Source organism: Halobacillus sp. B23F22_1 (genome assembly GCF_043497005.1).
Lineage (GTDB): Bacteria > Bacillota > Bacilli > Bacillales > Halobacillaceae > Halobacillus_A.
This window is the reverse complement of sequence record NZ_JBIEKE010000001.1, coordinates 1,199,071-1,218,446: the sequence shown is the minus strand read 5'-3', so window position 1 is coordinate 1,218,446 and position 19,376 is coordinate 1,199,071. Positions and strand designations below refer to the sequence as shown.

Below are 19,376 nucleotides of genomic sequence, written 5' to 3'. Positions count from 1 at the left end.
TGTAATTAACGCTCCTTGTGTGCAGCTATTTTGTTAGTCATATGATTGGTTGGTTTAAAATAGAAAAGCGTAACAAGACATAGCCCTGCTACGCTTTATTAGTTATTCTGAGGATTCTGTATCGTATTTACGCTCTCCGAACCACTCTTCATAAATATCATCGTAAGTTCCATTATCAATTAATGTAGCTAACGCTTCATTCACGTCTTCAACTAGATCTGAGTCCTTAGGAAATGCTATTCCATATTGTTCGCCTTGAAGGATATCGCCTACAGTCTTCAATTCTCCCTCTGCATCGTTAGCTACATAGTATTGAACGTTTGGTACGTCATACATAACAGCATCCACGCGCCCTGCTTGTAAATCCATATAGGCTTCTACAATTCCCGGGAAGGTTTCTACTTCTGCATCTGGATGGTTATCTTGTAAATAAGTTTCACTAGTAGTACCTGAACGTGTCGCTACAGTCTTACCTGCCAAGTCATCTTCAGATTCGATTTCTGTGTTATCTGATTGGACTGCAAGCATTAGACCTGCATCATAATATGGATCTGAGAAATCAATATTTTCCTTACGTTCTTCTGTAATTGTCATTCCTGCAATTCCTATGTCATATTTGGCGGACTGCATACCTGTAACAACTCCGTCAAATTTCATCGCTTCAATATCAACTTCAAATCCAGCTTCATCTGCAATAGCGCGGATCAAGTCCATATCAAATCCTTCCATCTCACCCGTATCCTCGTCCAAAAATTCAAACGGCACAAAGTTATTATCGGTAGCCACTGTATATGTATCGCCACCAGAGTCCCCTTCATCTGCACCTTCTGAGTCAGAAGTACCACACCCTGCTAAAAGAACTGATAAGATTAAGCTTAATAAAATCCACCCTAACTTATTACCTTTCATCTGCGTTCTCCCCCTTTTTATGTTCAATTTTATTATCTCAAAGATTGATAATAATGTAAATATTCTGAATTTGGTCATATTCTTGTAAATATGTTCATATTTTGCATTCCGCAGTTAAGAAATCTTATTTACTAATAAATACGTTCTGCTGTTTCCTATTGCTCCTATTTCTAGCACCATGTACCTGGTACAGTGAAAAACAAAAAAGGAAGATGCGGGTAATTAGACCTCCGTCATCTTCCTAGTCCAAAGTATTTATTTTTGTAAATTTAAATCCCACGTAATTCCATACTTATCCGTAACTTTTGCAAAAGTAGCACCCCAAAATGTGTCTTGAAGTTCCATCTTTACGGTACCTTGTACTTTTAGTTTTTCATAAATTTTTTTTATTTCCTGTTCATTTTCCATTTCTACAGCCAGAGAAACTTGAGATTCACTTGATACTGGCTCCTCTCCTGAGAAACTGTCAGAAAACATAAGCAGCATTGGACCATTCTGTAATCGCGCATGCATAATACGGTTCTTAATTTGTGAAGGAGTATCATAATCTGCTTCACCAAACGTTTGTAAATCTGAAATTTCCCCGCCAAAAGTATCTTTGTAAAAATCTAAAGCTTCAACGGCATTCCCATTAAACGTTAAATAAGGGGTCACGTGCTGCTTCATTTTAACATCTCCTTTGGTTGAAAAAATCTCCCTTCGTGATTGTTATTACTATATTACATTCCACTTAATTCTTTTCTTCAAACTGGTCCGTAATAAGCATATGACCGGGAGCATGAGAGATCATAATTTCTGGTTTTGCGTTTAAGCACACGTTTTGTGGAGTAACCCCGCACCCCCAAAAAACTGGAATATATTCTTCCTCATTAAATTCAACGCTTTCTCCATAATCAGGACTCATGATGTCATAGATTCCTATATCAGCAGGGTCTCCAATATGAACAGGACTACCATGGGAGGTTTCGAAAGGTTCTGTGATTTTAACGGCTTTTTGTACATCTTCTGGTTTCAGTGCCCTCATACTGACTACCATATTTCCTTTAAAACGTCCTGCTTCTTCGCAGGCAATATTGGTTTTGTACATAGGTACCACTTTTCTTTGTTCCTGGTGAAGAAGGTTTACTCCACTTTCCAGAAGAGCTTTCTCAAATGTAAAGCTGCAGCCAATAAGGAATGTAACAAAATCGTCTCGCCAAACTCCTTGAATATCCTTTACCTCTTCTACAAATTCACCGTTGCGATAAATGCGGTATTTTGGTAAGTCCGAACGAATATCAGCATTAGCAATTTTTGGGGTCGTTATTCCTGGTTCCAATACATCCACTATAGGACAGGGTTTTGGATTACGAACACAAAATAATAAAAAGTCAAATGCATATTCCCTAGGGAGTACAAGCATATTCGCTTGCAGGTAGTTATCACACATGCCGGAGGTCGTACCGCTTTCCTGCTGAGTACGAAACAGCTGGCGTTGATTATATGGATTCATAGTCGTTTCCTCCTTTCTTCCAATATATCAAAAAACCTCTACCTTTTCTTTGCTCTTAGAACTAACAATTGATGCTTTTGTAGTAGTGAATTCTCCTTTACTTATGTCATAAAAATGAGTCTGTGCCATAAGTAAATCAGTGTTGTCAAAAAGCAAACATTCGTAAAAACGCAGATGACTAGCGTAGTAAAATACGAAGCCTCCTGAGGGAATAGCGCAAGCTGCATTAACTTGGTCAAGTGATCTTCTTGACCAAGTTAGCTGAGGCCGTGCCCGCGGCAAGCATCCACCGAAAAGCGATTCTTGAGGCTCTTTAAGATTACTCAGGACTTTTTCAGTGACTTCAGTGTTTTGACGGAACCTTAGTATTCCTTAATATAAAATATTCCGAACTGGCTGCTGCAAAATCGTTTATATACTTTTTGCTTTATTTAGTTTTGTCTCAGCCTGATAAAACTAAACCAGGCTTTTTAAGCCTGGTCTAGTTTACTTATTTTTATTATTAATAATTTTTAAATGAAGGCGGTAAAAAGCTGAGAAAGATAGAAAGGCGATTAGAGAACCCGTAACAATAGGAATTAATAAAGGGAAAATATAAAGACTTATGTATAGCACAATAGCTGAGCTTATAACAATCGTCAAAAATAATAAAGGACTGCCTATGGTTATAAAGAAAGACTGCTTAAGAAAGCCTTTCAGCTTCATGTCATAATGAACCATTACGGCGAAAAAGTTTATCGTCCAAACAAATAGTAAAATTGCCATAATAAGAAAAACATTCATAAGAAAGGTATTTCGCGTAGAGAAATAATAGACGTCAGCGGCAAGTACAGTCCATAATACTACAAATATTATTCCTCCACCTAAACTTTTCAAATAATTTTCTTTATAGTAATAAAAATACGATTTCTCGACTAAATCATTTTCATCTTTTCTAACCCATTCTCTCGCTTTAGCAAATAGAGCAGTTGTGGCGGGGAAAAATACGAAAGGGGTAACTAATACTAAAGGTGCCATAATATAAAAGATAAGCCCGCTGTCTTGTAAGTTCAATAAACTGAGAAGAAGGAGGCCAACTGGCAAATTAAACAGGGCCCACAGCAGATTTCCTAACGTAAATCTGCTTATCCATTCGCTGACGGCATACATGCCGCCCATAAAGCCTGATCGATTCGCCATACTAGTCACTCCTTCTACTCAAACCATTAAGCCCACCACATATCTGCTGGAGGCTCCTCAATATTTACAGCTTTTAAATTCTTTACGGCTTGATTAAAGCCTTCACTAATAGACATAATTGGATCTTCGTGTTCAATGCTAATGACGTGGTCATATCCATACGTACGAAGCGCACTTACAATATTAGACCATTCCTGAATGCCATGTCCATACCCCACCGAACGGAAACTCCAAGCTCTTGTCTTCACTTCTCCATAGGGCTGCATGTCTGTTAACCCGTACATGTTTACATTTTCTTGGTCAATGTATGTGTCTTTCGCATGAAAATGATGAATAGCATTTGCATTTCCAAGAATTTTAATGGCAGCAACCGGTTCAATTCCCTGCCACCATAAATGACTTGGATCAAGGTTTGCTCCAACAGCATCGCACGTTGCTTCTCGAAGCTTCAACATAGTGTGCGGCGTGTGAACGAGAAATCCAGCATGTAGTTCAAGGCCAATTTTCACATTATATTCTTCTGCGAATTTCCCTTGCTCTTTCCAATAAGGAATAAGCTTTTCATTCCATTGCCATTCGAGCGTATCAGAGTACTCAGCCGGCCAAGGTGTGACCGGCCAATTTGGTGATTTGTCTCCTTCTGCTCCCCCTGGAGTTCCAGAAAACGTATTAACGACGGGAACATCGAGAAGATTAGCCAATTTAACACTTTTCACAAAAGCATCGTGAGATTCCTTTGCAAATTTTTCATCAGGTGAAATAGGGTTGCCATGGCAGCTGAAAGCACTAATGGTTAATCCGCGAGAATGAACCTTTTCCAAGTATTCAGCACGCTTTTCTTCATTTTCTAACAACTCTTCCACGTTACAATGAGCACTCCCAGGATATCCCCCTGTACCTATCTCTACTGCTTTCAAACCTGATTCCTTCGCTTTATCAAGCATATCTTCAAAGGATAAGTCAGAAAAAAGCACCGTAAACACACCAAGTTTCATAAGTTATTCCTCCATTCTCAATTTTTAATTTTTATGCTGGAACCTTCTTCACTACTTTTATAAATAGCTTCAATTAATTTCGTAACTTTTAAAGCTTGTTCTGGTTTTACGATAAGATCTGCATTACCTAAACAACTATCCACGAAGTTTTTCGCTTGTACAAATCCTTCACTAAGAGTTTCTTTCGGAATGTTGGGCTGACTGTTCCATACAGATCCATATTTTGTCTGATAAAGCTGGAAAGGATAAACGTCCATTCCCCCGTCAACCCCGGAAATACTTAAAGCTGTATAATCCTCTTTTATGTTTGCCGCCCATGAACATTCAAATTGCATGGATAACCCATTTTTAAACGTAATATAGCTCGTCACGTGATCATCAACATTAAATGTTTCATGGTCAAAGGCTCCCCAGTCATTCACTTGACCAGGGGTTTTACTTAAACGGTCGTACGTTCGTCCCATAACCTCCACAGGTTCAGGATCATCAAGCAGCCAAAGCGCTAAATCAAGCAGATGGCAGCCGAAATCGATTAAACTCCCGCCACCTTGTAAGTCTTTGTTAGTAAAAACACCCCAGCCTGGTACTTTACGTCGGCGCATAGCTTGCACTCTTGTTACAAGGGGGTCCCCAATCTCGCCTTGCAGGATTGCTTCTTTTGCAAGTTTAGCTTCTGGCATATGACGGTAATGGTAAGCAATGGATAGAAGCTTGTCATTCTTCTCAGCTGCAGCAATCATGGCTTCACATTCCTTCGTCGTTATGGCCATGGGCTTCTCACATAAAACATGGACCCCTGCTTCAAGTGCAGCGATAGCAATCTCAGAATGAAACTTGTTTGGTGTACATATCGTTACTGCATCGACCACTTCAAATAATGGTTTATAGTCATCAAAAACGTGTGGAATATCAAAGGTCTGGGATACTGCATGGGCACGATCAATATTAGTGTCTTGCACTGCAGTTAATTCCACAGCTTCACTCATACCTGCGTAAGCTGGAATGTGGCGTTCCTGTGCAATACCTCCGGCACCAATGATTCCCATTTTTAATTTATTCATAACCAATCACTTCTCTAACTTTGTTATTTTACGGGTTTCTCCTGATTCAAGCGCTGCTAAAATAACATCCAGCGAACGCTTTCCTTCTTCCCCATCAATAAGAGGCTTCTTATCTTCAATAATACATTCGACAAAATGATCAATAACTCCTGTATTTGTTTGTCCGCCTTCATCGTTGGATTGAATTTGACCAAGCTCATATTTTACAATTTCACCGTTTGTATATTGCGCGATTAAAGAGTACGTAGGATTATCCTCTAAACGAAGGGTGCCTTTTTCTCCATAGATCACTGTAGAGTTATCTTCTGCTGAATTGTAAGCCCAGCTTGCAGTCAAAGTTCCAACTACACCACTTTCTGTACGAAGGATGCAGACAGCATTATCATCTACAGAAATTCTGTCTTTGGCATTATTTTCAACAAATCCAGCTACATCGACAAATTCCTCTCCAAGAATATGGCGAAGGAGATCCGCCTTATGTACTCCAAGGTCTCCCATAGCTCCAATGAAAGCTTCTTCTTTTTTAAAGAACCAGCTGTCTTCTCCATCAGCACTCCATCCTTCAGGTCCTCCGTGTCCAAACGTAGTGCGGAAGCTGTAAACCTTCCCTATATCCCCATTTTCGATCAGTTTACGTGCTTTTTCATGAGAAGAAACAAAGCGTTGGTTATGAGCAATCATTAGTTTCTTTCCATTGCGTTCTGCTGCTTCGATCATTTGTTCAGCTTCTTCATGAGACGTTGCCATTGGTTTTTCACAAAGTACGTTGGCCCCTGCATTTAAAGCTGCTATGGAAACAGGAGCATGAAGGTAGTTCGGTAAACATACGCTCACTGCATCTACGTCTTCCTTATTCAAAAGTTCTTCATAGTCCGTGTATGATTTAGCTCCAAAAGCTTCAGCTGTAACCATAGCTCGTTCTTCAACAATATCGCAGACAGCTGCAATATCCACTTTCTCATTCCCCTCGTACTCAAGCAGGTGACGGTTCTGAGCAATACTTCCACATCCGATTACAGCAACTTTTAATTTTGACATTGTTTTTCCTCCTCCTTCTATTATTTACTTCTCAGAAATCTTTTCTAACGGTTGAGCATTTCCGTAAACGTTCTTAGGTGTACCTCCATTGTTCACCCATTTCACACCATTTTGGATAACTTTTTGTACTTCTTCATGATAATAAGTAGGATACGTTTCATGTCCCGGACGGAAGTAGAAAATCTTCCCACGACCACGCTTAAATGTTGCTCCGCTCCGAAAAACTTCTCCGCCTTCAAACCAGCTCACAAATACAAGCTCATCTGGTGCAGGTATATCAAAGTGCTCTCCGTACATTTCTTCTTTCTCTATATCAATGTACTCCCCAAGACCTTCTGTAATTGGGTGCGTTGGATCTACAACCCAGATCCGTTCTTTATCGTCGGCTTCACGCCATTTCAAATCGCAAGTGGTACCCATGAGCTTTTTAAAAACTTTTGAAAAATGGGCAGAGTGTAGAACGACAAGCCCCATTCCATCCAGAACCCGCTGCTTTACTTTTTCAGCGACTTCCTCTGAAACCTCATCATGAGCTTTGTGCCCCCACCAAACTAATACTTCTGTATCATTAAGCACTTCATCCGTAAGTCCGTGTTCTTCTTCATCTAATGTTGCTGTGCGAACTACATGGTCCTCACCTTCTAAAAATCCAGCAATAGCTCCGTGGATTCCCTCCGGATAGATATCAGCTACAACCTGATTCTCTTTTTCATGTCGATATTCATTCCATACAGTAATATTCATTACAATCGCTCCTTTTTAGGTTAATTTATGTCTAGTTGTGGTTTTAACTTTCCTTTACTCGGGTTTATAGAAAGGCATGACTCTCTTTCTACAATGTTTGTTGGAATAATAACTCCTCTTTTTATCATACTCGGCTCATGGAGAATATCAATTAAACCATTTGAGGCTTCATATCCAAGCTGATAAGGATTTGTATCTACTGTCGTTAATGGTGGATTAGCCAGCTTAGCGATCATTGTATTGTTAAAGCCTATAATACTAACATTATCTGGAACTTTTATATTTTGTTCTTGTAAGGCAGACATGACAGTCAGTCCATTGTAATCATCCGTTATCACTAAACCAGTAGGCGGCTGGGGCAATCCCATTAAATCTTTTACAATTTTTTTACCGTTTGCCACCGTATCATTTAAATCTATACTTTTAACAGAGTGATCGTTGATTTCTATACCATGGTGTTTCGCTGCCAGTTTAAAACCCTTTAATCGATCTCTTGTCACTTCAAATTTTAAATCTCCACCGATGAAACCTAAATCTTTATGACCTCGATCAATTAAATAATTCGTGGCTTCCCGGCTGGCTTCGATATTATCATTATCCACATACATAAACTTATTGGCCCCGTATAGTGGTTTGCCCACAACCACAAAGGGAAAATTATGCTTCATTAAATAAGGGGCTACTTTGTCATCTTCTTTAGAGTAAAGAACGATGATACCATCCACACGTTTTCCTTGAACCATTTTAACGACATCTTGAAAAATCGATTCCTCAGATTCACCGGTTGTTAAGTTCAAACTATAATCTCTTGTATGGCAGGATTCACTTATCCCTTTAAGTATCTCTGAAAAGAATGGATTTTCAAATGAATGAGTCGCAGAGTCCTTCATCACAATTCCAATTGTTTGAGTGGACTGACGGACGAGAACTCGCCCATTTATGTTTAAATGGTAGCCCATTTCCTCCATAATCTTTCGGACTCTTCTTTTTGTATCTTCACTTATTCTTGGACTATCAGATATTACTCGGGACACAGTGGATGGGGCCACATTTGCTCGTTTCGCAACATCTTTTATTGTGACTGACATGTTCATCCACCCCTTTAACTATTATTTCACGGCACCTTCAGAAACTCCTGCAATGATTTGTTTTTGAGCGAAGAAGTATCCAATAATCACAGGAATAATGGCAATGGTTAAACCAGCTAATGCTAGGTGCCATTGCTTCGTATATTGGCCGAAGAAGAAAAACATCTTCAACGGAATCGTTGCGTTTGATTCGCTTAACACGAGAGATGGAAGTAAATAATCATTCCAAATCCAGATAACATTCAAAATACCTACTGTGACAGAAATCGGCTTCAATAATGGAAAAACAATGAACCAAAATAATTGAAAACGGTTAGCTCCGTCGATGATGGCTGCTTCATCCATTGATTTTGAAACTCCAGTCATAGCTCCGTGATACAAGAAAATGGATAAGCTGCAACCAAATCCTAAGTACATGAAGATCAATCCACCCGCATTCAGCATATCTGCCTGACCGAAAAGAGCAACTAACGGGATCATTACTGATTGGAAAGGAATCAGCATAGCAGCTACGAATACGAAAAACATAATGCCGCTTAACTTACTCTTATTTCGAGCAAGAGCGTAACCTGCCATGGATGAGAAAATGATTATGATCGCTACACTTAAGCCTGTAATCAGCGTTGAATTAAATAATGACTTAAGGAACTCAAGATCGATAAACGCTTCTACAAAGTTTTCTGTAATCCATTCTTCCGGAAACCCTAGTACTCCTGTAAAGATATCACGTTTTGTTTTAAAGGCATTAACAATCATTAAATAAAATGGAGCAATCCAAAGCAATCCTAACACGAGACCTAATATTTCGATTGAGAATAAATTTCTCTTTTCGTTGTTCTTCTTCATTACATCTCAACCTCCCGCTTCTTGTTGTAATACACTTGAGTTAATGCAACAACAGATACAATCAAGAAGAAGATAACTGCTTTTGCCTGAGCATAAGCCATGTCATTATCAGAGAACGCTGTGTTTACAATTTCCATCGCAACCATTTGAGTTTGGTTAGCTGGCCCCCCATTTGTTAATGACAGGTTTTGGTCATAGATCTTAAAGGACATGGATAAGGTTAGAAACATACTAATTGTAAATGCAGGTGCAACTAGTGGAAATGTAATATTTTTAAAACGTTGAAATCCATTAGCCCCATCAATTTTAGCCGCTTCAATCAAGTCCTTAGGTATATTTTCTAAGTAAGCTATATAAATGATCATAATGTAACCAGCCATTTGCCAGCACGTAAGAATGACAATTCCCCAAAATCCAGTATTTGCTGTAGACAACCAGCCATTAAAACCTTCAATACCTGTTAAATCTCCGATGTCACCAAATACACTGATAAAAATAAACTGCCAAATAAATCCTAGGATGAGTCCGCCGATAAGGTTAGGCATGAAGAAGATTGTTCTTAATAAGTTACTAGATTTCAGGTTTCTAGTTACGATTAAAGCTAATCCTAACCCAAATACGTTTAATAGAATAACTGCTACAAAAGCAAATTTTGTAGTAAACCAGATGGAGTTCATAAATTCGGCTTCCTGGAACAAATTAATATAGTTTTGTAATCCTAGAAACTCATTAGCTCTAAGTCCATTCCAGTCTGTAAATGAATAGATAAATCCATAAATGAATGGAATGACCACGACTACCCCAAGGCCTAATATAACAGGGGTTAGGAATAACCAAAAGGCAAGGCTTTTATTATGCATGCGACCGTCCTCCAATGCTGATTACGCTAACTTTTATGTATAAAAGTAGAAGCGAGTTTTATGAAATCGATTTCAGAGAGTAATGAAAGATGAACATCTCATCTATTAGGCTGTCTAATTGCCTAAACACCCTAATAGAAAAGATATTCAATTAATGAATCGATCAAGAGCATGAAATCATGCTCTTGTCGATTCTGCATTCAAAAATTATTGTCTGGCGCTTTCCCAGCCATTACGTGCCTTTTCTTCAACTTCTTCCCACTCAATGTCTCCGCCAAGGTATTCTTGCATAGCAGATCCTAAGTGATCTTCAGTCCATGATGTCGGTGCCCCCATGAAGACCCATCCCAAGGTTTCTTCTTCAGATGCATATTTGTAAACTTCTTCAGAAATAGGGTCAGCAATGTTTTGATCTTCATAGCCTTCATACGCTGGAATGAATTTAAATTCTTCTGTTACAAACTTCTTACCTTCATCAGACATGTACATCCAGTCTAAGAAATCTTTACTAGCTTCAATTACTTCCTCGTCAGCCTGATTGTTTACTGCCCAGTTATTAGCTACTCCAACAGGAAGCTTACCTTCTTGTCCTTCAACCGGAATTGGCAGCAGACCTACGTTATTCTCGGCGAATTCAGGATCCATTTCTTCAAGTGTGTTGTAAACCCAGTTACCTTGCTGGATCATAGCCACATTCTCTAAAGAGAAATGCTCTTCTACTTGCTGAGAGTAGTCAAGGCTTAGTACAGGCCCTACAGAGTAGTCAGCTTGCAGATCTAGGAAATGCTGCATTTGATCTCCCTGCTCAAACTCCACGGTGTCAGCTTCATAAGCTGCTGTTAAGTCATTATCAAACTCAGTAGCTAGGAACGTATTCGCTAAGTGGTTGCCTAGCACCCACTGCTCTTTAGCTGGCAACGCAAATGGCGCTTCAATACCTAAGTCATCCTTCTGCTCGTCGATCGTTTGCACAGCTTCCTCTAAATCATCCATTGTTTTAATAGATTCTGCATCCACACCTGCATCTTCAAACATTTGCTTATTGTAGAGAATGCCGTACCCTTCCTGGTTAAAAGGAAGTCCCAAAATTTCACCATCACGCTCTACAGCTGAAAGTGTGCCTTCTAGCGCAGCTCCTGCAGCTTCTGTATCTGAAAGGTCTGTTAGGTAATCTTCATACTCATCTACATCTGCAGGTCCGCCTACGTTAAAAATGTCAGGATCTTCACCAGATGAAAAGGCTGTTTTCAGGGCTTGTCCATAATCATTACCGCCACCAACCGTTTTAACATTAATATTTACATCAGGATTTTCCTCTTCATACATATCTACTAATTCTTCAAACTGATTCTTGAATTCTACTTTAAACTGAAAGACATCAACGGTTACTTGATCTTCAGAACCTTCGCCATCATCGGATCCAGAATCTCCTGACGAAAAGGAACAACCTGCTAAAACAGTTGAAGCCAGCAGTGCTGAAGCCATTCCTGTATAAAACTTTTTCTTCTTCATGTAACACACTCCCCTAATAATTTGTCTAATTAAATGAATGCGCTTCCACTATTCACATAAAAAATAGATGGTTAGGTTATTATGGCGTAATCCTTCGACTTATCTGCATCTCACAACTCTAGTGCACTCGTTTGCATTTTGTATGTAGCAACGAAGCACAATGCTGTAAAAACGCTCAATAAGTACTAGTACAGAGATTGGATACGTTTTCGTGAATACGTTTGCACAAATTCATTATCTAAACTATACCATGGTAAAAATAGAATAACAACATGAATTTTTAGATAATATTTTTATTTTGTAACCGATTTCAATAACCATAATTACCCATAGCCCCCAGGCCCCCTGTTCTACCAACGATTTTATGGCAAACGTTTTCGCAAATCTTATTGAAAATCTATCGATAAATTTTTAATGTTTTTACAGAAAATTTGGTTTTTTTAAAGTGATTTTGTAAGATTTAAGGGAAGACATGTTCTAACACCATTTTAATAGAAAAGAGGGAGATGCATGAATGCGATACCTGTAGCCGTGCAGTTATACACACTGCGTGAAGAAACCGAAAAAGATTTTGAAGGTACGTTAAGAAAAGTCGCTGATTTAGGGTTTGATGGCGTGGAATTCGCTGGCCTCGGGGATTATACGGCAAGCGAAATGAAGGAAATTTTAGATGAGATTGGTTTAACAGCAGCTTCCAGTCATGTACCACTGGAACAAATTAAAAATAATTTAACACAAGTAATCGAGGTACAAAAAACACTTGGAAGTAAATATATTGTGTGTCCTTACTTCGAACCTCAAAATGAAAATGACTACCAACAGCTCATCGAGATTTTAAAAAGAGCTGGTGAGATGTGTCGTTTAGAAGGAATAAAGCTATGTTATCACAACCATGATTTCGAACTGGAAAAACGTCAAGAAGGAGGAACATTTCTTGAAATGATCTTTGAAGAAACGGATCCTCTTGATGTTAAAGCGGAATTTGATATTTATTGGCTTAAGAAAGCTGGTGAGGATCCAGTTGAATGGATAAAACGCTATGACCGTAGAACTCCTCTCCTACACTTGAAAGACATGACGACGGATGAGGAACAATTTTTTGCGGAGTTAGGATCTGGAGGCATTGACCTTGATTCTGTTTTATCACTGGGGGAGCAAACAGACGTACAATGGTGGATCGTAGAACAAGATGAAAGCCGAAAGTCCCCTTTAGAAAGTTTAGAGATAAGCATGAATTACTTAAAAACAAAGCTACCTCATTTAATGAAATAATAGTAAACAGGCTGGGGCAAAACTAAATAAAGCAAAAATAATCCGAACTGATTTTTTCAAAATCGTTCGGATTATTTTTGTTAAAGAATATTCACAACAATGCTCAGTCATAAAACTCGCTTTCCGAGGGCACGGCCTCAGATTCCTTGTAAAGCAAAGAGCACTTTCCTGCAGGATCTACGTTTACACTAATTTTATTATCAATGCTGTCTTTTATATTCTTCTACTTTAGCAATGGAAGTAAGAAATTTATCTTTGTAGGATTCTTTACTAAAGTTCTCCTTAATAAAGGCAGCACCTTTTACTCCCATTTGCTTAGTAGTTTCGGGATTCCTAAACAAATCAATCATTTCTTCAGCTAAGGCTTCGACATTTTTATCTTCTACCAGCTTTCCTGTCACATTGTGCTGAATTAAATCGTTAGGGCCATAGCGTACATCATAGCTGACAACAGGAGTCTCGTTAACTGTACTTTCCAAAACGGATAACGCAAAACCTTCACTTTTAGATGTTAATACAGAAAACAAACCACGTTGATACACTTCATCCGGATCATGGGTATAACCTTTAATACTAACGTTTCCCTCTAATCTCTGCTCTTTAACCAGCGATTTCAGCTTCTCTTCTTCTGTTCCAGTACCCCAGATTTCAAGCTTTGCGTCTGGAATGTATTGTACGACTTTCTTGAAAGCTTTTATAGTATGATCAATTCTTTTTAATGTAGATAGCCGGCTTACAACTACGGCTAGTTTTGGATCACGCTCATCGTTAGACAATACCTTCTTAATAGCTCCCCGGCTCTTACCCTTAGACTCATGATAATGAGGGATCGTATGGAAGAAACCCTCTTTTCCAAAGCGACGAATCAAATCCTGTCTTTGCTGTTCTGTTAATACAAAAGCACCATCGTATTGATCCAGATTTTTTATTGCTGTTTTCACCTTAGTTGCTATTTCTCCATTTTCATCAAACGGATAATGAACATGACTGCTGTGAAGACGCCATATTTTTGTAGCATATTTACGAGGGATTTCTGCTAACACTTCATCTGTGCTGCGCGTGTCAGAAATGACAACCGGATCTTTATACTGTGATAGAAGACTGGTAATCCAATCCACTTTAAACTTGGTACTGCCTTCTCTGTATATTTTAATAAGCTCTCCAGTTTTAGGATTAAACTGATTAATCCGAATCACCGATCCTGCTTTAGGATCAATCCATTCTGATAAATAGGCCTCTCTTTTTTTATTGTAATACACCTTCTGCCTAGGCTTATTCTTGTTGAAATCCATAAATACAATTCTCTTTATATTTCCTTTAGGATCAAAATCTTCTCTTTTCGTTCGGTAGCGGTTTTCATTAAAATAATCAATAAAGTTAAGGTGGTCATCATCCCCATAATCGATGTATTTTGTATAAACTCCATTTTGATAAATGCGGTAAGCGTTCTTTCCATTACGCTTGTCAATGGTCCCGCCTCCTGCTAAATCTTTTAGAGTTTTCTTCTTAAGCGACTTTTTACTTGGAGAATTTTCCATATTTCCATCTAATTCCTCATAGTGATTTAGGATGGTAACATTGGGATGGATTTTATCCATTTCTACTAATTGGCGTCTGATTTGCGGATAGTTAAGATTATAGTTGAAGGTTACCATATAGACATCAAATCCCATTTCAGCAAAGGTGGAAGCCTGCTTCAGCGAAGCCTTAGTTAATCCCCCTCTGACCAAATCGATTGAATTCATTAAGAAAAAGATAGGTTGTTGTTTATCCATGATCTCACCTGCTTTGAAAGGTTAGTTTAGTTAGTTATTAGTACATTCGTTCTTAGTCAACAATTTATGTGTACAACATCTTGTCTTTTCCCATATTCTTTAAATTTAAACTCCTTTTATTGAAGGAATTTACAGAAATATGTTTGCATTAGACTTTCACCCAGTCCTCTTGCGTTACATACCTTACAAAAAGAGGAGCGTGAGAATGTGAAGGGTAAAGAAATCCATTATTTTGGAGGCGACCATACAGCTAAAGGATTCTATCCATTTTATTTATCTAATTACCAAGGGTTGGATCACGTCATCAGATGGAAAAGAGGAGAATTAATTAGTGCATCTGATCCTTTAATGATATTGGCAAAAGAATGGAGGAATAAAGGATACGAAGTAGAAATGATCCACTGTGCTGCTAACCATAAGGCCCTGGACGGCTTTATACTACCCGAATTAAAGGTCGGCGTTTATGCTGGTCATCATATTGTTCGTGGGTTCGGAAAAGCCACTACTGAACGTTTTGTTTCCGCTCCTTTATCCAGCCATTTAGAACACAAAATTCAACTTTACAAACGTCAAATGAAAGAAGCCTATCATCAAGCTCAGGAAGCTTTTAAAATCGGGTTAGACATTCATGACGATCTGGAACTTATTTATATCACGAATATGAATTTTTCAAAAGCAAACGACTTAACCGATGATTTTATAAACCAGCTCAATCTTTCAAAAGCACCAACTGCTTCCATGCAAAGAACGAAACACCGCTTTTTTGGGGCGTCTACACCAGAGGGAGTTGTAGATTATATCCCGAATTTAACGGAAGGGTTAGAGCGTCGCTATTTTATTAAGGGGCGTGCAGGAACAGGCAAATCAACCTTTTTACGAAAAGTGGCTGAAGAAGCAGAGACATTAGGCCACAATGTTGAACTGTATCACTGTGGTTTTGACCCTGAAAGTATTGATATGGTCGTATTGCGGGAACTGGGTATTTGTGTGTTCGACAGTACCGATCCGCATGAGTACTTTCCTGAGCGTAAAGGAGATTCTATCGTCGACCTCTATGCAGAAACAGTTACAGCAGGAACGGATGAAAAATATGCGGAAGAAATTGAAGAACTCACTAAATCTTATAAATCCTATATGAAAAAAGGAATTATTTATTTACAACAGGCAAAATATTTAAATAATGAATGCCACGACCTTTTCTTAGAAAATGATTATGAAGATATTTATCAAGAAATAAATAAAGAAATACAAAATCATAAATAAACGGGGTCTGCAGACCCCGTTTATTTATAGTCTTTTTAACGACATGGCTTCTCGCATATCTTCAAGAGAACGTTTTCCCGTTTCCTGCTTAGCTATCATGATGTTTGTATACAGCGCGTCAATAATACTTAACTGAGCAATTCTTGATGAAAATGCTTCTGAACGAAAGTCAGTTTCTTCGGATACTGTATAAAGAGATATATCGGCTTCTTTTGTTAGTGGTGATTTCGCAAAGTTCGTTATAGCAATCGTCTTTATTCCTTTTTCCTTTAGAACTCTAAGAACATCGAGAGAATCCTTCGTCGTGCCAGAGTGAGAAATAATGACTGCTACATCGTCTTCTGCCAGCTGGGATGCCGACATTAACTGCATATGGGAATCAAGCTGAGTACTAGTTAACAATCCTGTTCGAATAAATTTATGATAACCATCTAGAGCGACCACCGCTGACCCCCCACAGCCATAAAATTCAATTTTTCTTGCTTGCAGTAAAGCATCAACAGCTTCTTCAATCGCTTGACCGTCAAGAATCTGTAACGTACTCTCCAGCGTCTTACTATTAGAATGAAAGACTTTTTCGGAAACCGTTATGATACTATCCCCATCATTAATTTCCTCATGAATATCTTTAATAGGGGTTACAATCTCAGCAGCTAAAGCAATCTTTAATGCTTGATAACCTTTAAAGCCAATTCGTTTACAAAAACGAAAAACCGTCGATTCTGCTACATCCAATTCATCGGCTACTTGGTTAATCGTATGGTGGATGATCGTTTCCGGCTGCTCGAGGATGTAATCTGCAATTTTCTTCTCTTTATCACTAAACTTCGAATAACTGCTTCTAATTCTTGCCAATCCATGCTGTGTCTCCCGTTCCATCATGCGCCCCCCTGCTTAAGTGTCATATTAATAGTATATAAGAAAAAATAATTTTTTAAATATCTTGCTTACGAAATTTTTTTTGATATAATCTCTCGTAGGTGAAAAAATATTCTTTTGCCACTAAGGAGGCAGTTCTTATGAAAATAGGTATGGTTGGCCTTGGAAAAATGGGCCTTAACTTGAGCTTGAACTTACTAGACCATGATCATACTGTTGTAGGTTATGATTCAGACTTAACGGTTCAAGAAAAAATAAATCGAGAAAAATTTTTTTATCGTAATTCTTTAGAGCAGTTGGTTAATGATCTTCCAACTCCACGAGTCATTTGGCTGATGGTACCTGCTGGTGAAGTAACTGAAAAAGTCATTCAGAACCTTTCAGAACTATTGGACCAGGGTGACATGATTATTGATGGTGGTAATTCAAACTACAAAGATACTCTTAAACAATCGGAGTTTCTAGAAGATAAGGGAATTTATTTATTTGATTGTGGTACAAGCGGAGGAACTGATGGAGCTAGAAGCGGTGCATGTACAATGATCGGAGGCCATCCCGATAAATTTAAACATATTGAACCGATTTTTGAAGACGTGTGTGTGGAGAATGGTTATCTTTATACAGGTAAAACGGGAAGCGGTCACTTTCTAAAAATGGTCCATAATGGGATCGAATATGGAATGATGCAAGCCATTGGAGAAGGATTTGATATCCTTCATAAGAGTGAGTTCAATTATGACTATGAGAAAGTAGCTAAAGTATGGAACCATGGATCTGTCATTCGCTCGTGGTTAATGGAACTAATGGAACAAGCTTTTTCAAAAGATGCAAATCTTGAGGATCTTCGAGGAGTAATGAATTCTTCTGGGGAAGGGAAATGGACTGTAGAAACGGCACTCGACCTACAAACTTCTGCACCTATCATTGCGCTATCTCTTATGATGCGTTATCGTTCTCAGGAAGAGGATACTTTCTCAGGTAAAGTTGTGGCGGCATTAAGGAATGAATTCGGTGGACATGCTGTCGTAAAACATAAGTAACTACCATTCTTTAATCTATTTTGTGAAAGCGGTTCATTACATTCAAAGGAGGAGATAACATGTCAGATTTATCATTAATTTTCGTAGCTATAACGGGAATTTTCTTACTATTATTTTTAGTTATTCGTACAAAGTTACACGCGTTTGTTGCCCTTTTACTCGTTAGTTTAGTCGTAGGTATTGCTGCAGGGATGCCTTTAGGCGATGTCATCGATTCCATGGAAAGCGGCATGGGCGGAACACTTGGATTTGTTGCAGTTGTTGTTGGTTTAGGTGCTATGTTTGGTAAGCTTTTAGAAGTTTCCGGCGGAGCTGAACGACTAGCCCAGACATTGATTGCTAAATTTGGTGAAGATAAAGCGCAATGGGCTTTAGGGATTACTGGTTTTCTAGTTGCCATACCTGTGTTTTTTGATGTTGGATTTATTATATTAGTCCCCATCGTTTATGGATTAGCTAAAAAAGCAGGAAAATCAATTTTATATTACGGAATTCCTTTACTGGCTGGTTTAGCGGTGACTCACAGCTTTATCCCCCCTACTCCCGGCCCTATAGCAGTAGCCGATTTAGTGGGTGCAGACCTTGGCTGGGTTATCCTTTTCGGTGTGCTGGCAGGTATTCCTTCTATGATTCTAGCAGGTCCTTTATTCGGCCGTTTTATCGCTTCTAAGATTAACGTAGGCGTACCAGATTACATGGAGATTAGTGAAGAAGAGCAGCAAAAAGAATACGATAAAGAGCTGCCTGGTTTTGGCTTAATCGCCACGCTTATCTTTATCCCTTTAGTATTAATTTTAATGAATACGATTTCAGAGCTGATGTTAGAGGAAGGAAACTTATTCCGAAGCATTGCTACTTTCCTTGGTCACCCATTTGTAGCCCTAACCCTCGCTACTTTACTTACGTTTACGTTCCTGGGAACGAAACGCGGCTACACAAGAGATGAAGTTCAAGAAATTGCTACAAAAGCACTGGAACCTGCTGGGATTATTATTCTAGTTACAGGTGCTGGTGGTGTATTTAAACAAGTATTAATTGATTCAGGGGTCGGTGATGTCCTCGGTGAAATCATGATTGATTCTGCGCTTCCACCCGTACTTTTAGCCTTTGTCATTTCTACAGCTGTACGCTTAGCTCAAGGTTCTGCTACGGTGGCTATGGTTACAGCTGCCGGACTTGTCTCACCATTAATTGAGACGCTTGGTCTAGACGGCCCAGTCCTCGGTCTCGTTGTTATCTCCATTGCAGCAGGGGCTACCGTATTTTCTCACGTGAATGACTCTGGATTCTGGCTCGTTAACCGATACTTTGGACTCGATGTTAAAGACACTCTGAAATCGTGGACTGTTATGGAAACCATTATCGGTTTCGTCGGATTTTCCGTCGTATTCGTCATAAGCTTGTTTATATCGTAAACTATATT

The 19,376-nt window shown here is 38.8% G+C and carries 18 protein-coding genes; 4 read left to right on the top strand and 14 right to left on the bottom strand.

The features are described from left to right. Positions 1-102: 102 nt before the first annotated feature. The 12 genes from ACGTNH_RS06170 to ACGTNH_RS06115 all read right to left on the bottom strand — a co-directional run bounded on the left by ACGTNH_RS06170 (position 103) and on the right by ACGTNH_RS06115 (position 11,724). The gene (locus tag ACGTNH_RS06170) at positions 103-909 is read right to left on the bottom strand and encodes a glutamine ABC transporter substrate-binding protein (RefSeq protein WP_394585769.1); all 807 of its coding nucleotides are present in this window, start codon (positions 907-909) and stop codon (positions 103-105) included. Between the two features lie 255 nt (positions 910-1,164). After that, positions 1,165-1,575 carry a VOC family protein gene (locus tag ACGTNH_RS06165; RefSeq protein WP_394585768.1) on the bottom strand — a complete coding sequence of 137 codons (411 nt, stop codon included), beginning with the start codon at positions 1,573-1,575 and terminating at the stop codon, positions 1,165-1,167. Between the two features lie 64 nt (positions 1,576-1,639). Further along, positions 1,640-2,401: a putative hydro-lyase gene (locus tag ACGTNH_RS06160; protein ID WP_394585767.1), complete on the bottom strand. Its 762-nt coding sequence runs from the start codon at positions 2,399-2,401 to the stop codon at positions 1,640-1,642. A 486-nt stretch (positions 2,402-2,887) separates the two neighbouring features. Beyond that, positions 2,888-3,580, bottom strand: a complete 693-nt coding sequence (locus ACGTNH_RS06155) for a YesL family protein (RefSeq protein ID WP_394585766.1) — start codon at positions 3,578-3,580, stop codon at positions 2,888-2,890. Between the two features lie 26 nt (positions 3,581-3,606). Beyond that, positions 3,607-4,575, bottom strand: coding sequence for a sugar phosphate isomerase/epimerase family protein (locus ACGTNH_RS06150; RefSeq protein WP_394585765.1), 969 nt, complete (start codon positions 4,573-4,575; stop codon positions 3,607-3,609). A 17-nt stretch (positions 4,576-4,592) separates the two neighbouring features. Further along, positions 4,593-5,636: a Gfo/Idh/MocA family protein gene (locus tag ACGTNH_RS06145; protein ID WP_394585763.1), complete on the bottom strand. Its 1,044-nt coding sequence runs from the start codon at positions 5,634-5,636 to the stop codon at positions 4,593-4,595. A gap of 6 nt (positions 5,637-5,642) precedes the next feature. After that, on the bottom strand, positions 5,643-6,674 hold the full coding sequence (locus tag ACGTNH_RS06140) for a Gfo/Idh/MocA family protein (RefSeq protein ID WP_394585762.1): 1,032 nt from the start codon (positions 6,672-6,674) through the stop codon (positions 5,643-5,645). Positions 6,675-6,698: 24 nt separating this feature from the next. Further along, a complete protein-coding gene (locus tag ACGTNH_RS06135; protein WP_394585760.1) occupies positions 6,699-7,418 on the bottom strand; it encodes a ThuA domain-containing protein in 720 nt (239 codons plus the stop codon). Between the two features lie 20 nt (positions 7,419-7,438). After that, complete coding sequence (locus ACGTNH_RS06130; protein WP_394585759.1) at positions 7,439-8,506, bottom strand: LacI family DNA-binding transcriptional regulator; 1,068 nt, start codon at positions 8,504-8,506, stop codon at positions 7,439-7,441. 21 nt (positions 8,507-8,527) lie between these two features. Continuing rightward, a complete protein-coding gene (locus ACGTNH_RS06125; RefSeq protein ID WP_394585758.1) occupies positions 8,528-9,352 on the bottom strand; it encodes a carbohydrate ABC transporter permease in 825 nt (274 codons plus the stop codon). Further along, positions 9,352-10,212: a carbohydrate ABC transporter permease gene (locus tag ACGTNH_RS06120; RefSeq protein WP_394585757.1), complete on the bottom strand. Its 861-nt coding sequence runs from the start codon at positions 10,210-10,212 to the stop codon at positions 9,352-9,354. The genes ACGTNH_RS06125 and ACGTNH_RS06120 overlap by 1 nt, the downstream gene beginning before the upstream one ends. A 207-nt stretch (positions 10,213-10,419) precedes the next feature. After that, the gene (locus tag ACGTNH_RS06115) at positions 10,420-11,724 is read right to left on the bottom strand and encodes an ABC transporter substrate-binding protein (protein ID WP_394585756.1); all 1,305 of its coding nucleotides are present in this window, start codon (positions 11,722-11,724) and stop codon (positions 10,420-10,422) included. A 510-nt stretch (positions 11,725-12,234) separates the two neighbouring features. Here ACGTNH_RS06115 and ACGTNH_RS06110 point away from each other — a divergent pair. Further along, on the top strand, positions 12,235-12,996 hold the full coding sequence (locus ACGTNH_RS06110) for a sugar phosphate isomerase/epimerase family protein (protein WP_394585755.1): 762 nt from the start codon (positions 12,235-12,237) through the stop codon (positions 12,994-12,996). Positions 12,997-13,196: 200 nt separating this feature from the next. On the opposite strand, the gene ACGTNH_RS06105 is transcribed toward ACGTNH_RS06110, so the two are convergent. After that, positions 13,197-14,771, bottom strand: a complete 1,575-nt coding sequence (locus tag ACGTNH_RS06105; RefSeq protein WP_394585754.1) for a glycosyltransferase — start codon at positions 14,769-14,771, stop codon at positions 13,197-13,199. Positions 14,772-14,978: 207 nt separating this feature from the next. Between ACGTNH_RS06105 and ACGTNH_RS06100 the strand changes: the two genes are divergently transcribed. After that, positions 14,979-16,034, top strand: a complete 1,056-nt coding sequence (locus ACGTNH_RS06100) for a hypothetical protein (RefSeq protein WP_394585753.1) — start codon at positions 14,979-14,981, stop codon at positions 16,032-16,034. A gap of 24 nt (positions 16,035-16,058) precedes the next feature. On the opposite strand, the gene ACGTNH_RS06095 is transcribed toward ACGTNH_RS06100, so the two are convergent. Continuing rightward, positions 16,059-16,913, bottom strand: a complete 855-nt coding sequence (locus ACGTNH_RS06095; protein WP_394585752.1) for a MurR/RpiR family transcriptional regulator — start codon at positions 16,911-16,913, stop codon at positions 16,059-16,061. A 140-nt stretch (positions 16,914-17,053) separates the two neighbouring features. On the opposite strand from ACGTNH_RS06095, the gene gnd reads away from it, so the two are divergent. Further along, positions 17,054-17,953 (top strand): phosphogluconate dehydrogenase (NAD(+)-dependent, decarboxylating), encoded by a 900-nt coding sequence (gnd, locus tag ACGTNH_RS06090; protein WP_394585751.1) that lies wholly within the window; start codon positions 17,054-17,056, stop codon positions 17,951-17,953. A 59-nt stretch (positions 17,954-18,012) separates the two neighbouring features. Then, a complete protein-coding gene (locus tag ACGTNH_RS06085) occupies positions 18,013-19,368 on the top strand; it encodes a GntT/GntP/DsdX family permease (protein WP_394585750.1) in 1,356 nt (451 codons plus the stop codon). Positions 19,369-19,376: the final 8 nt, after the last annotated feature.